Genomic DNA, 14,653 nt, shown 5'->3' on the forward strand with positions numbered 1-14,653 from the left:
GGGTCCGACCCCCGCCTATCAGATGTGACCCAGTTCACCTATCGTCAAATGGGGAACTTGGGGAACTTGGGGTATATTGGTTGTGGGGCGGAGAGGCCGCCCCCGTCACGGAAGGACTACCCAGATGACACCCACCACCACCGAACCGGCCGCCCCCGAGGAACTGCCCGCCAGCGGCCCGTGGCTGGTCTGGACGCTGCGGTTCATCGACGCCAAGTTCGGCGACGGCGAAGGCGAATACCGCGATGTCGAGTACTTCTCGATCACCGGCAAGTACGACGAACTCACCGAGTGGCTGCGGGGCTACGTGCGGCACGGGATCGAGGACCGATCGACGCTCGCCGTGCGATGGAGTGAGCCGCACAGCGTCGGTTTCGTCATCCGCGACGGAGACGGCGCACTGTCGGCCCGCGCGACGATCACCGCCGCCGAGAGCGACGCCCCGCCGCCGAAGCTGCGCGAACAGCGTTGCTGTGAACGCGAAATGAGCATCGTCACCTTTGCCCGCTCCGGCGACGCCCCGATGTTGGTGTGCCACGAATGCGGGCACAACGAACCCCGCTTCTGACCGATCAGCGGGCCGGGCAGTGCCTACCTGCCCGGCCCGCTCCCCGGCCCGCCACGGGCCACCCAGCACCCCGGAAAGGACCACCCACCATGACCAGCAACACCGCGCAGCTCGCCGCGGAAACCCCCGCCGAGACCTCCCGCGTGTTCGACATCGCCAGAGTCGGCGAGGTCAGCGCCACGATCAGCCGCGACGGGCAGACCGGCGCCGTGATCTACCGGCTCACCGGCCGTCGCATCAGCGGCGCGCTCAGCGTCACTGTCGCCCTGCCGCTGAGGACCCCCGGCCCGTCCTGGGTCGAATTCGGCTACGGCATCGGCTACGGCCTGCACGAACGCACCGACGCCGCCCTGTGGCACGAGCGCCTCACCGTCAACGGCGTGCAACTGGTCGGCCGCCAAAGCGAATTCCGCTTCGACCGCATGAACGAGGCATTGGCCCCGGAACGCGGATGGGCGAAGGTGCGCCGCATCGAAAAGCAGTCCGGCCGTGACGAACCCGCGTCCCACGTGACGACCACGCGCACGCTGCGCGTGCTGCGCGTGGTACTGGCCGATTTCGCCGCCCGCGACGACCTGCCGCAGTTGCACAGGTTCGCGGCCGCGCGCCGCGCCGCCGTCGAGCTGGAGAGGGCACAGGCCCGCATCGACGATCTGGCGACACAGCAGGCCGATCTACGCCGCGCCATCAGCGAAGCCCGATCCCGCGCCGCTCTGTTGGCCCGCATCTCCGACCCCAACGGCCCGCGCGACCCCTACCGGCTGCTGACCGGCGAATTCTGACCAGTCCGACGGGCCGGGCAGTGCCTACCTGCCCGGCCCGTCGACCTCACCCCGAAGGAGACGACCGATGTCCGAACCGAGCACCACCACCGCCGAGGCCAACGCGACCACACGAGTATTCGACATCGCCGAGGTCGGCGAGGTCACGGCCACCATCAGCGCACCCGACGACGCCGGAACCGTCGTCTATCGCCTACGCGGGCCGCGCATCACCGGCGCGCTGTCCGTGGCGGTCGGCTCGCCGCTGCACATCACCGCCCCCGAAACGTTCGCCTACACCTACGGCACCGAGGGCGGGAAGTGGGTCGGCGACCAGCGCGAGCGCCTGACCGTCAACGGCGTGCAGCTGGTCGGAGGGTGGACGATCACGGCCGAGACGCTCGCACAGTCACCGGGCCGAGTAGCGGTGTACCGAATCGGGGACTACGGCATCCCGGAATCCGCGCCGACAGCGACCAACCGTCGCGGCCGACACGTCGTCGTCGCGATGCTGGCGGACTTCGCCGCCCGCGACGACCTGGCCGCGCTCTGGGCGGCCGCCGCCCGTGCTGCCGCACGCGCCGGGATGGAGACCGCAGCCGAGGAGGTACGGCGCGCCGACGCCGACCGCACCGAGGCCGCCGAGCGGTGGCACGCGGCCGCCTATCGGCTGGAAACACTCAGCAAGATCGCCGCCGGTGAGCAGCTGCGCGACACCCCGGCCGCCTTGCTGGGCCACCTCTAGCCACCCACCTTGCCCCGGCGGTCGGGGCCCACCCCGGCCGCCGAGGGCAACCGCCGAGAAAGGCCCCCAATGCTCACCAACGCCACCGACCGACGCAGCGCCTACCTGCCGACGCTGGCCCCGGAAGTGGCCCAGCTCGCCGCCGCCGGTCACCGCGCCCGCGTCATCGGCACCGGCGGGCCCTGCGTCGCCCTCGAGGTCGACCTAGGCCCGGACCGCTACGCACTCGTCACAACCGAGGACTACTCGCTACCGGTCGCGCGCTCAGACATTCGCGAATGGGCGGTCACCATCTACAACCGCGCCGACGACGTCGAGCCGGTCGGAGTCGGCGAGGACACCGGCAGTCTGGCCGCCGCGTGGAGGGCCGCGACCACCCAGGCCGGTACCCCGGCCGATCTGGACACCGACCCCGGCCGCCCGCTGGTGCTGGTCGCGTGCGGAGCTCGCAAGCTCGACACCCCGGCCCCGGCCGCCGAGCTCTACACCGGCCCCTACTTCACCGAGTGCCTATCGGCCGCCCGCCACATCGCCGCCGATGCCGACATCCGCATCATTTCCGCCCGGCATGGACTGGTCGAGCTGGCCGACGAGCTGGCACCCTACGACGCCCGGATGACCGGTTGCCGCGATCTGGTCGCCGACCTCATCCGGGCCCAGGCCGACGCCGCCGGACTGCTGGCGCGGCCGGTGGTCGTACTGGGTGGGCGTGACTACGCCGAGGCCGCCCGCGCGGCGTGGCCGCACGCCGTCGCCCCGTTGGCCGGTGTCGCGATCGGCTATCAGCGCCAGCGATTGGCGCGACTCGCAGCCGACAGGCCGCATACGGAGCACTGAGCCGCCACCACGGGCGGACGGCCGAAGCTCCGCGACCGACCGGGGTCAGCCGGCGAATCGCCCTCGGAACAGCCGGCGCCCAGAGCCCGGAAATGTGCTGTGGGTCACATCCAAAAGTCGGGGAACTTGGGGAACTTGGGGTACTATTGGGTTGTGGGTCGGACAATCCGCCCACATCACCGAGGAGGCAAGCCACATGGCTGCACGATCCGTCACTCGCATCACCGTCGGCGACACCGTCGCAGGCTTCTACCTGTTCGAGGGTTCGCCGGAATACCAGGTGCCCCGCATCGGCCAGTTCCTGCTCCGCCTGCACCTGACCGGGCACGCGCTCACGGTCGGGGCGTGGCGCGAGTTCGCCGAGACCACGGCCCAAGGCGGCCCCCCGGTGGTCGCGGCCGAGGAGATGACCGCCGCCGAACTCGACGACATCCCCAGCGAAATCGATCACCTCTACGTGCTCAACCTCACCGCCGAGGGATTCTCGTTCGCCCACTACCGCGCCGACCGCGACCCGTGGGCAGCGCTGGGCCGCTGGGCGGTGCAGGGCGAGGCCGACAACCTCGGCGACGTGCTCGCGCTGGCCGTGCGCTACGCCGAGGCGATGGCCCGCCGGGCCCGCCGGGCCGATTGGGTCAGCGCCGAGACCCGCACCCTTGCCGAGCAGTGGGCCGCCGCCGCCCGAAACATGGTGTTGGTCCACCAGGCCGACGAGGGCGAGTACATCGCCCCGGCCGCCGCCGAGCTGCCCGCCCGCCGCGACGGGCAGGACATCGCAGAGCACGCCGCCGAGGTCGGGGCGCTCTGCGTCGAACGGGCCGAATATCTGGTCAGCGTCGCCGCCGAAGGCCGACAGCTCGGACTGCCCGCGCTCACCGCGCAGGCCGAGCGCGAGGCACGCGGATGGACCCGCACCGGTCACGCTCACTGGCTCGCCGCCCTGTAGCACCCCGACCGGCCAACCGAGCGGGTCGGGCATTGCCTACATGCCCGGCCCGCTCCCGGCCCCCGAGGACCTGCCGCACGAGCTGCGCTCGCTTGCCCTCCCACCATCGCCAGGACCGCCGAAGGAGAGCCCCGAGATGTTCACCGACCGCACCCGCGCCATGATCGCTTGCGCCGCCCAGGACTACGCCGCCGCCTACTACGGCGGCCCCTACATGTTCGGAGTCGACGACGCGGCCCGCTACGTCACCCGCCAGCACTTGCAGACCGTCGCGGCCGAGCACGGTGGCGAAGTCGTCGCCGCCGAGGTCCGCGCCTACCTCACCAAGCATCCCGAGCTACTCACCCGACCTCGCGCCGAGCGCCAGACCGCCGCCCGGTTCCGCGTCGCGCTGGCACAGGCCCGCCTCACCGCCGCCGGAAAAGCCGCCGCCGCAGGCGATCACGACCGCGCCCGGCGACTGCTCGCCGCCGCCGAGGAAATCGACCCCGGCTACGTCGCGGCCGCGCTCAGCGCCACCGACGCGCTCGCGCCCACCTACCTCACCGGCGCCGCGTGATGGCAACGACGCGAGTTCTCCCCGCCGCCGCCGTCGCCCGCCGCGTGCGCGCCGAGCTGGCCCGCACCTGGCCCCGCTCGCGGTTCGTCGTGCGACCCGGTCGCGGCGAGTGGCACAACTGGGTCACGGTGCGATGGGCCGACGGCCCCCCGGTCGCCGCCGTCGAGAAGGTCACCCGCCCGTTCGGCTCACTCGCCGACGGCCACGACGCCGCCGGGCCCGTGGTGTTCGGCGTACACGGCGTACTGACTGCCCGCGAGGTCACCGCCGCCGGATACGACGCCGTCGCCGACGCGATCGGACATCGGTATTGGTTTGCCGTCCCGCGCACCGACACCGACGCGATCGACTGGAACGCGGCCTACCCGATCACGGTTAGAACTCCGATCGTGTTGGGCCCGGCGGCCGGAGCCCTGGCCGGAACCTACGGCACCGACCAGCCCGCGCGAATCCCGCTCTCGCGCGCGCTGGCACTGGTTGCCGACACCGCGGAACTCCCCGCCACCCGACCCCGCTACACGCCCGCCGCAGCGGCCCCCAGCGTGCCTGCACGGCTACTCGCCGCCGCGCGCCGGGCATTGACCCCGGCCCGCGCACCCGAACTCGCTCACGACGCAGGAGCCCGCCGATGATCACCGCCGCCACCCGCCGCCACGTCGCCACCGAACTCAGCGCCGCCGCCGAGTCCTACCGCCGAGCCGTCGACGACCCCGACGCCCACACCGAGGAACTGGCCTTGGCACGCTGGCAGGCCGCCACCGCCGCCGCCATGGTGCTGCTCACCGACACCGCCGACGATCCCGCCCAGCCCGCCGACGGAACCTATGCACCCGGTGCCCGAGTGCTGTGGATCTGCGCGAGCCCGCTGGCCGTCGGCGCGCCGCTGTTCATCCAGCCGGGCACCGTGCGCGACGAGGCATACGCCACCACCGAGCCGAGCACGCCCGGCCGCCGCCTCTACGTCGTCGAGTTCGACGACGATCACGGATCGAGTTCCGAACGAACCGTCTACGCGGCCGACCTCATCCGGTCGCCGACCACGGCCAGCACCGCGACCCGCCGCGCCAGCTGACACGACCCGGCCCGGCCGATGCCGAGGCCCCCGCACAATGCCGCAGTACCGGCCGCGCCGTCCATCCACGCTTACGCTCGAGGGATGGACGGCGCGGCCGATCCCGCGACCGATACAGGGCACCTCACCACCACCCGCCCCGAGAGGTCGAGCCCATGAGCACCGACGCCCCGCCGCCGATCCCGACCCCGATCACCGACCTAGACCACCTTGCCGCCGCCGCCCGCCGACGCGGCGAGACTCACCGAGTCGTCAACGTCGACGCCGCGACCCCGCCCACGATCCGCACCCCCGGCCGCGCACCGAATCAGTGGCTCATGACCGGCGAGCCGGTCGCACTCCCGATCCCGTGCCCCGCGTGCGGATGGCTACGCGATGGCGCGTGCCAATGCGCCTAGCTCCCGGCCGGACCGCCTAGCGGTTCGCCGGACGGCGCGGGCGCAGGCACCAGCGCCCGCAGCCCCGGCAGCGAGAAGACGTGCGCCGCCGCCACCGACCGCGCGCGCCGGTGCCGCACAAGGTAGACCCAGTGCCCGACCAGCCACAGCAGCGCGCCCACGGCCAGCCACCGCAGCGCCGACCCCAGCACCCACGGGAAGACCACCGCGACTAGGAGCCGATACAGGTTGCTCGCGATGAGCACCAGGCCCAGCACCCGCAGCACGCGACCACTCGACAGCCACACCCACGCCCCGAGCAGCCCGGCCAGGGCCACCAGCGAGACCCCGAACACGATCAGGCCGACCACAGTCAGCATTGCCCACCCCTCCCGATTGTGCGCCGCGTCGGCGACGCGGCCGCGATCATGTCGCCCAGTCCTCCGGCGCGCTGAAAAGTGACGGGCGCGGAGGCAGCAACGCCGCGTGGACCGCGTCCGCGTCCCAGCCGCCGCGCACCGCCTCGCGCAGCGCCAGCGACCGCGCGACCCGTTCGGCGCGGGTGAGCCCGTCGTGTGCCCACACCGGCCGCCCGCCGTGCCCGCGCCCCTTGCCTGTCATCGCCGCGATGTTCTCTTGCTGTGTGCCCAGCACGACATGCGGCCGATGACCGCCCACGGTCGCCGCCCGGACACACGCCGGGTTGTCGCACAAGTCGTGAAGGGCGTACAGGTCCGCCGGTACCGGCCCGACGTATAGCGCCACCGCGTAGCGCGCCGACCTCACGACCCGTTCACGGCCGCCGCGCATGATGGCGAACCGCCCGTAGCCGTCGTCACCGATCGCACCCGTCCAAACCCAGCAGTCGCCCGGCGCGGGACCTCGCACTACCTTGCGCTCAAACCGCGCGATCTCGCCGACGTCGTCGACCTTGAGCGGAAGCGGAGCGTTGCGCGGCCGACCGTCGTCGCCGACGGTTCGGCGCGCCATGGCTCAGGACGCCGACGCAGGCACCGCAGCACCCGCGCCTAGCGTTTCCCCGGCCGACCCCGAGCCATCACCGCCGCTGGCCGCCGCGTCGGCCGCTGCGGTGTCGGCCGGTGCCGACTCAGCCGGTGCCGGATCGGCCGCCACGACCGGTTCAGGCTTCGGCTTGCTGGCCGACTGCTTGCCGTCGGCGACCCGCGCGCCCGCCGCAGCAGCCTTGAGCAGGCGACCGACCCGGTCGACCGACAGCCCTGTCAGGTCGGCTATCTCGCTCTGGGTCGCGCCCCGGTCCTTGATGCGCGCGAGCGCTGCCGCCTGCTCGCCGATCGCCGTCGACTCCGCCGAAGCGAAGCCCGCATTTGCCGCCGCGATCGCCGCGTCGCGCTTGGCCGCCGCGTCGTCGACCTTGCTCGCCGAGACGAAGAACGCCGCGAGATCCTGGGTGTTCTGTTCGTCGCGCTTGCGCCGTTCTTCCTGCGTGGCCGCGATGCGCTCACGCGCCAGCTTGCGCGCCGCGACCGCCCCGCCCGCCGCCGGTGTCTTGCTGCCTGCCATGTCCCCGAATCCTCTCAGTCGCCTAGCGGTTCCCGGCGCCTGTCCCATCTGCGCGCGAGGTGTTCGCCATCAACGGTAACCGACCTAAGCAAGCCCCAGCGCGAGCGTGGCGCACGTTCGGCCCCGCCGTCGCTCGAACCCGTCCGACCCCCAGCCGTGCCGTCACGTGCCAGCCAGGTACCTGCCCGGCCCCTTCCCGTGCCGTCCCCCCACCTACCCGGCCCGCCCGCCGGCCACTGCCCCCGCGGGCACCCAATCTCCTACACACCTCTTCCACCATTGTGAACTTTGGGTTGCTGTCCGATTTGGCCTGCGGCTACGGTGGTCACATGGTGATGACCATCCATCCGCTTCACGGAGGTGATGGCTACGAATATTTGACACGTCAAGTAGCCACTGCTGACCGTGAACGTGGGCGGATGAGCGTCACCGACTACTACAACGAACACGGCGCACCACCGGGCGTGTGGGCCGGTCGAGGCGCCGAAATCATGGGCGTTTCCGGCGATGTCGAAGAAGCCCAGATGCGGGCCCTCTACGGCGAGGGTCTGCATCCCGACGCCGATAAGATCTTCCTGCGCGAGTTCGAAGCCGGTGCATCTGCCGAGGAGGCTCTGGCGGCCGGTCGACTCGGCACCGGGTTCTACCGGTTCAAAGGCGGAAAGACGCCGATCACCGAGATCTACGAACGCCGCAAGGCCGAGTTCATCGCTACCGAGCACCACGCGCCGACCCGCGAGCAGTGGATCGATCTACGCACTGAATCAGCTCGGGAGGCCCTCACCGCGGAGCTCGGACGGCCCCCCGGCGTCGAGGAAATCAAGAAGGCCCTGTTCGACGAGAAGCGCAAAGCTCGGCAGGCCGTGGTCGGCTGGGACTGCACCTTTACGCCCCAGAAGTCGGTGTCGATCCTGTGGGGGTTGGCCGACGACGACACGCGTCGGGCGATCTGGCGTGCGCACGAGGAAGCGATGCGCGAGGTGCTCGGGCGCATGGAGGACAACTACGCGCTGGCCCGCCGCGGACGTGGCGGCACCCAGCTCATCGACACCGAGGGATTGACGCTCGCCAAGTTCATGCACTTCGACAACCGAACCGGCGACATGAACCCCCACACTCACGTGGTCGTGTCTTCGCGGGTGCTCGGGTCGGATGGAAAGTGGTCTTCGCTGCGGGCCGATGCGCTGCTGCAAGCCACGGTGTCGCTGTCCTCGCAGTACAACGCGTCGATCACCGGCAAGCTCAAGCGTGAGCTCGGTTTGCGGTTCGAGGAGCGCTCCCACGGCCGGGGCAAGGAACCGACTCTGGAAGTGGTCGGGATCAGCGAAGCGATGATCAAGGAGTTCTCCCGCCGGGGCGACATCGTGGCCAGGACCGAGGAGCTGGTCAAGCAGTACCGCGAGATCCACGGGCAGAACCCGGGCAAGGCCGCGCAGATCAAGATCGCCCAGCAGGCGACCCTCGATACCCGCGAGGGAAAGCCCTTGCCGAAGACGCTGCGGCAGATGATCGGCGAGTGGAGCGAGCGGGCCGCGGAGTTCCTCGGAGACGGCCGGACCGGCGAGCAATTCGCCGCTGATGTGGTGCGCCGGTGCCTCCTGCCCGAGCTCGCAGAGCCCTACGATCGTGTCCGCGCCGCTGTCGCTGTCGGTGTGGAGCTCGGAGGTCGGCAGGGCACCCTCGATACCGATTCAGAGACGCTGATGGCAGTGGTCGAGCAGACCTTGCGGCGCTACGACCTCAGCACACTTGTCGACCCCGCCGCCGCGCCCGACGAGGTCGTGGCACTGCTCAACGAAGCGTCCGTGGACCACGTCCTTGACTCGCTCGATGACGCCGTCGCGGCCCGTGACCGGGTCGCCTACGACCCGGTGCGGATCGCGAACGAGGTTGTCGTCAAGGTGTCGGGTCGGCGTGCGACGTGGGTCGAAACCCACATCCGATCAGCGGTCGAGGACCGGCTGGCGGTGTGCGACTTCGCCGGTGACGCCGAGCATCGTGCTGCCGTCGAATACGTCGTGTCGATGGTGCGTGACCAGCACAGCACCCAGCTGACCATCGACCCTGATGCGGTGCCTGCCGCGATGGCTCGCCGCAACGGCGAGAACGTCTTTTCCCCGCTGGCAGCCACGAGCGTGCGCTACACCAGCGAAGCCGTGCTGGCCGCCGACAAACGCCTCCAGGACGCCAGTCAGGCCGCGACCGCGGAGATCCTCACCCGCGCCGCCATCGACCGGGCAATCGACGAGGTCGAAGAGGAATCGCGGCCCCGCAAGCTCGGTGTCAGCCGCGGCGCACCGCGACGGCTCAAGGCCGGACAGCGGCGCATCGTGGAGCACTTCTGCAGCTCCGGCGCCCGCCTGGCCGTCGCGGTCGGGCCCGCCGGAACCGGCAAGACCACCGCGATGCGGGCAGTCGTCAAGGCATGGGAAGCCGACGGCCGCAACGTGATCGCGCTGAGCCCGCAGATGAGCAACGCGCGCGTGCTCGGCGACGAGATCGGGGTCCGCGCCCAGACCATCGACAGCCTCATCACCAAGGCCAACGCCGGTGTCGACGTCGGCATCACCCGCGGCACGATGATCCTCGTCGACGAGGCCGGCATGGCCTCGAACTTCAATCTCGATGCCCTACAGACCATCGCCGACGAGCACGGCGCGGTCGTGCGCTGGATCGGCGACCCCTACCAGCTCTCCGCCGTCGACTCCGGCGGACTGCTGCGCCTGATCGCCCACGACACCAACGCCCCCGAGCTCGACGAAGTCGTGCGGTTCCACGATCCGGCCGAGGCCGAAGCGTCGCTGCAGGTGCGCAACGGCGACGCGGAACAGGCGTGGGAGTTCTACAACGACCACAACCGTGTCCATTCAGGGATGGCCGACGAGCTGCGCGAGAAGATGCTCACCGCGCACCTGGCCGACACCGCCGAAGGCAAGTCCAGCCTGATGATGGCGGCCACCCTCAACGACGTCTACGCGCTCAACGGCGCCGCCCAGGCCGCCCACATCCTGCGCAACGAAGTCGACAGCAAGGGCGCACACACCAAGCTCGCCGACGGACACAAGGGTTTCGTCGGCGACACGATCGTGACCCGCCGCAACAACTCCCGCGTGCGGATCACCGGCCGCGGCCGCCGCGTCGGATCCCCGATCGACAACGGCGACCTGTGGCGGATCACCGGGGTGCGCCCCGACGGCACGATCACCGCCACCGGAATCGGCCACGGCGGCCGGATCACCCTGCCCGCCCGCTACGTCCGCGACTACACCGAACTCGGCTACGCCAGCACCGTGCACCGCGCACAGGGCATGACCGTCGACCGCGCGCACCTGCTGATGAACACGACCTTGGGCCGCGCGCTGGCCTACGTCGGTCTCACCCGCGGCAAGGGCAAAAACACCCTCTACGTCGCCACCGACGTGCTGCCGGACCCGGACCTGGACCGGATTCCCGACGAGCCCGCCGAAGCCAAGACCATGTTCCTGCGGGTGCTGGCACGCGAAGACGACAACCTCACCGCGACCGAGGTGATGCGCGCCGAACAGAAGCGCATCGCCGATCCGGCCCGCACCGCCGAGATGTACGACTACGCCACCACACTGCTGGGCCGGGCCCGCGCCGAATACCTGCTCGACCGCGCGCTGCCGGTCGTACTGATGCGCGAGATCACCAAGTCCGAGCACTGCGAGGACCTGCTCGACACCATCGCCCTGGCCGACGCGCTCGGTATGGACACCGCCGAACTCGTCGGCGACATCGTGACCCGCGACGGCCAGGATTTCGACGCCGCATCACTGATCACCGCCCGCGACGCAGCCAGCATGCTGCGGGCCCGCGCCGATATCCTCATCGCCCGCCACGTCGACAACACCGCGGGCGCGCGGACCGTCGCCAGCGTGGAAACGCTGGCCTACTCCCCCACCGTCGACGTCGACGCGCTCACCGACCTGGTCGCATCGATGAACACAACACCGGTGCTGGCCACCACCGAACGCGGCGGCCGATTCATGGCGCTGCGCGACGTCGAGATCCCCGGCGTCGCGCCGGTCCCGTCCCGGTACCCCGGCGTCGACGTCGAACTCGCCGAGTTCGCCGAAATGCTGCGCGGGCGCCTGGTCGGTGACCTCGCCGACCCGCTGCGCGGCAACCGGCCCAGCGTGCCCCGCAGCGCCGAGGACAAGCAGGCCGCACTCGACAACTACGCCTCCGCAGCGACCACCGAGGCCCGGCGGGACAAGATCGAACGCGACTACGAGTACTACGTCGCCGAGCTCTCGCGCGACCGCGCGCGCCACCTGCTCGACCGTGCCCTCCCAGCCGCGCTGATGCGCACCGTCGAAGGCGGACGCCAATTCCGGCCGCTGCTCGACACCATCGCACTCGCCGACGCACACCGGCTCGACACCGGCGCCATGGTGCTAGCCATCACCGACGACATCGAGCACAGCCTGGCCCGCGCCCGCGACGCCGCCGCGATCCTGCGGTCCCGCGCCGACCACTGGATCGGCACCCGCCAGGTCCAGATCCCCGACCACACCGTGCTCGCACAGACCGCGACGCTGAGCCTGCTCGACGCCAGCGAGACCACGCTGTCCGGCGTCGCCGTCGCGACGAGCGCCGATGCCGATGTGCTCGCACAGGAGCCGAGCGAGGACCGGTTCCGGGCACTCGACGACCTCGGATGGCCGGTCGGGCTGCGACCGATCCCGCCCGAGCATCCGGGCATGGACACCGCCGTCGCCGACCACGCCGACGAGCTGCACCGCCTGCTGCTGGAACTGCCCGAGAACGCCCCCGACTGGCGCGACCGGGCCGAATCCGAACTCATTCGCGACTACGTCGACGACGGCCTCGACGACCCGGCCGTCGACGTGTGGGAAGCCGCGTCGGCCCCCACAGTCGAGCTGCCCTACCCCGACCTGTCCCCCGGCGAACGGCTCCAGCGCATCCGCGCCGAACTCGCCGCCGCGCGCGAGCAGGAATCTCTGCTGTTCGCCACCGCGATGGACGACACCAGCCCACACGCCCAGGTGATGGAACCGATCCTGGCCGAGCTGCGGCAGCGCCGCGACGAACTCGTCGGCCTGGTGAACGCGGTGCGCAACACTGAGGCCGAATGGGAGGCCGCCGAAGTCGAGGCCGCCGCCGCCGACGACCTCTACCAGCAGCAGCTGCGGGCCGCACCGGGACCGATCGACGAACAGTTCCTGGCGTTCATGACCGATCGGATCGCCGAATCCACCGACGACCCGGCCACCCATGCCCAGCTCGTCGCCGCCCTCGAAGAACTGCGCCACGCCGAAACCGAGCGGGCTGAGTCCAACGCCCAGGCCGACATCGCCATGGCCAAGCTGGCCGCCGACAGCGCCCGCGAGTGGGCCGCTCAGCTGCGCGGCGAAGTCGACGACGCCCGGCGCGCACTGGACGCCGCGGCCGGCGACCGGCCCGCGGTGGACTGGCGCGACGTGCTCTACGTCCAGCAGCTCGCCGGGGAGCTCGCCGTCGCGGACCTGTCGAACGTGCGCGAGCGGGCGATCAAGCTCAGCATCTACGAACGCCGCGCCCGCACGGCCGCGATCACCGCGCTGGTCAACGAGACCGGCCTCGACAGCGCCGACGCCGCCATCGAGGTCGACCAACGCTTCGCCCCGAGCCGCGCCGAGATCGACGCCGCGATGCCCGCAGTGCTTGGCCGAAGCGCCGTCGTCGGCGAGCTCGCACCACTCGCAGGCGCCGAGCTCGTCGACGCCGCCGTCGAGTCCGGGCGCCGCCGCGCGTACACGGCTGGGCTGGTCACCACCGCGCTGGACGACGAGCCGCTCACGGCGCTGGTCCGGGCCCGCGTCGATGCCTTGATGCCCGCCGCCGTCGACGCTCGCACCACCGCCCTGGACGCGGCCGAAGCCGCCACCAAGGCCTTCGACGCCGAAGCAGACCTGGCCAAGGCCGCCGCCCGCGAGCTCACCGATTTCGACGTCGACGACCCGTTCGTCGCCCAGATGCGTACCCAGATCGCGGCCCTGGCCGAGGCCGACGCTGCGGCAGCCACAGCGATGCTGGCCCAGTACCAGGAATCGGTTCGCGACGACGCGACACACAAGCTCGACGCCGCCCGCGACGAGGCAGGGCGCACCGCCGCCGCAGCCCGCGCGCACGCCGAGGAACTCACCGCCGCCGCCGAGCGCGCCCGCCGCACCTTCGACGAGCGCCTCGCCGCCCTGGTCGAACCGGACCGCGACCCGAACCGGCGCGCGATCACCGACCTCGAAATCGACGCCGACCCCGACACCCCGCTGCCCAGTGACCAAGCCAGCGACGTCACCGCCGAAGCAGCAGCCGAAGCCGACGAAGCCGTCGACGAGGCCCCGGGCACCGAGGCCGCGACGACCGATCCTGTCGCGACCCGCGAGGCCGAGTTGCTGGCCGAGCTGCTCAACGAACCGATGCGACTCAGCAGCGACGCCGACCTCGAATCGCTGATCCGCAGGCTGCGCCGGGCAGCCACCCGTCGCGACGATCCGGCACTGTGGGCCGGTCTCGCGAACTCCGAAACCGCCACCGCGCGGGTGCACGCCGCACACGAGCAGCTCAACCAGCAGGCCACCGCGATCACGGCCGCCCAGCAGGCCCGCAAGACCCAAGCCACCGCCGACCAGGCCCTCGCCGGTGCCCGCACGGCGGTGACCGAGTCCGAGCGCAAGCTCGCAGGCCTGCCCGCGATCCGAGTCGGTGCCCGCCGCACCGAACAAGCGCGCCTCGACGAACTACAAGCAGAGAAGGCCCGCGCCGAAGCCGCGCTGCAGGCCGCCCGTGAGCGGACCCGCGCCGCGGTCGACACCGCGCGACAGGTCGGAGCCCCCGAAGCACTGTGGGCCTCGCTGCTCAACCGTGCGGCCGACAGCGCCGCCCTGGCCGCCGAACTCGCCGCGGCTCAGGCAGACGACGAGCGCGAAGAACAGCAGCGCCGCCGGGCCGCCGAGCGTGCCGAGGCCGCCGCCGAGCAGCTCACTACCGCGCTGGCCGAACGCGACCGACGCGCCGGACTGACGCCGATGGACGCCGCGACCGAGCAGCGGCTACGCACCATCCACGCCCCCGCCAGCACCGGCCGCACCACCGCACCGACACCGGAGCAGCAGCACGCTGCTCACCTCGAGGCCCAGCGTCAGCACGGACGCGACCACGGCACCGAACTCTGATCGCGCCGCGCTCGCACGCCAACTCGCCGCCGGGCGCGCTGGTACGA

General features: G+C 71.4%; 13 protein-coding genes. 10 read left to right on the plus strand and 3 right to left on the minus strand.

Annotation, left to right across the window (positions count from 1 at the left end; translation table 11 throughout):
• Nucleotides 1–124 precede the first annotated feature (124 nt).
• The 9 genes from ACWF9G_RS22770 (at nt 125) to ACWF9G_RS22810 (ending at nt 5,886) form a co-directional block, all read left to right on the plus strand.
• Entirely contained in the window at nt 125–568 is a 444-nt protein-coding gene (locus ACWF9G_RS22770) for a hypothetical protein (RefSeq protein ID WP_452517709.1), read from the plus strand.
• An 89-nt stretch (nt 569–657) separates the two neighbouring features.
• Nucleotides 658–1,350: a hypothetical protein gene (locus ACWF9G_RS22775; protein WP_452517711.1), complete on the plus strand. Its 693-nt coding sequence runs from the start codon at nt 658–660 to the stop codon at nt 1,348–1,350.
• Nucleotides 1,351–1,417: 67 nt separating this feature from the next.
• A complete protein-coding gene (locus tag ACWF9G_RS22780; protein WP_452517712.1) occupies nt 1,418–2,074 on the plus strand; it encodes a hypothetical protein in 657 nt (218 codons plus the stop codon).
• Nucleotides 2,075–2,143: 69 nt separating this feature from the next.
• On the plus strand, nt 2,144–2,911 hold the full coding sequence (locus ACWF9G_RS22785) for a DUF6884 domain-containing protein (RefSeq protein WP_452517714.1): 768 nt from the start codon (nt 2,144–2,146) through the stop codon (nt 2,909–2,911).
• A gap of 196 nt (nt 2,912–3,107) precedes the next feature.
• Nucleotides 3,108–3,857 (plus strand): hypothetical protein, encoded by a 750-nt coding sequence (locus ACWF9G_RS22790; RefSeq protein WP_452517716.1) that lies wholly within the window; start codon nt 3,108–3,110, stop codon nt 3,855–3,857.
• Nucleotides 3,858–3,897: 40 nt separating this feature from the next.
• Nucleotides 3,898–4,416, plus strand: coding sequence for a hypothetical protein (locus tag ACWF9G_RS22795; RefSeq protein ID WP_452517718.1), 519 nt, complete (start codon nt 3,898–3,900; stop codon nt 4,414–4,416).
• Nucleotides 4,416–5,048: an LPD29 domain-containing protein gene (locus ACWF9G_RS22800; RefSeq protein WP_452517720.1), complete on the plus strand. Its 633-nt coding sequence runs from the start codon at nt 4,416–4,418 to the stop codon at nt 5,046–5,048. Before ACWF9G_RS22795 ends, ACWF9G_RS22800 begins: the two co-directional genes overlap by 1 nt.
• Complete coding sequence (locus ACWF9G_RS22805; RefSeq protein WP_452517722.1) at nt 5,045–5,488, plus strand: hypothetical protein; 444 nt, start codon at nt 5,045–5,047, stop codon at nt 5,486–5,488. The genes ACWF9G_RS22800 and ACWF9G_RS22805 overlap by 4 nt, the downstream gene beginning before the upstream one ends.
• Nucleotides 5,489–5,643: 155 nt before the next feature.
• Nucleotides 5,644–5,886 carry a hypothetical protein gene (locus tag ACWF9G_RS22810; protein WP_452517723.1) on the plus strand — a complete coding sequence of 81 codons (243 nt, stop codon included), beginning with the start codon at nt 5,644–5,646 and terminating at the stop codon, nt 5,884–5,886.
• On the opposite strand, the gene ACWF9G_RS22815 is transcribed toward ACWF9G_RS22810, so the two are convergent.
• From ACWF9G_RS22815 to ACWF9G_RS22825, 3 genes are read right to left on the minus strand one after another with little or no spacing between them, the layout of a single operon-like run.
• Complete coding sequence (locus tag ACWF9G_RS22815; RefSeq protein ID WP_452517725.1) at nt 5,883–6,245, minus strand: hypothetical protein; 363 nt, start codon at nt 6,243–6,245, stop codon at nt 5,883–5,885. The genes ACWF9G_RS22810 and ACWF9G_RS22815 overlap by 4 nt on opposite strands.
• Before the next feature lie 46 nt (nt 6,246–6,291).
• The gene (locus ACWF9G_RS22820; RefSeq protein WP_452517727.1) at nt 6,292–6,855 is read right to left on the minus strand and encodes a hypothetical protein; all 564 of its coding nucleotides are present in this window, start codon (nt 6,853–6,855) and stop codon (nt 6,292–6,294) included.
• A 3-nt stretch (nt 6,856–6,858) separates the two neighbouring features.
• Entirely contained in the window at nt 6,859–7,407 is a 549-nt protein-coding gene (locus ACWF9G_RS22825; protein ID WP_452517729.1) for a hypothetical protein, read from the minus strand.
• A gap of 335 nt (nt 7,408–7,742) precedes the next feature.
• Here ACWF9G_RS22825 and mobF point away from each other — a divergent pair, with 335 nt between their 5' ends.
• Nucleotides 7,743–14,606, plus strand: coding sequence for a MobF family relaxase (mobF, locus tag ACWF9G_RS22830; RefSeq protein ID WP_452517828.1), 6,864 nt, complete (start codon nt 7,743–7,745; stop codon nt 14,604–14,606).
• Nucleotides 14,607–14,653: the final 47 nt, after the last annotated feature.

This window comes from Nocardia sp. NPDC055029 (assembly GCF_053608525.1).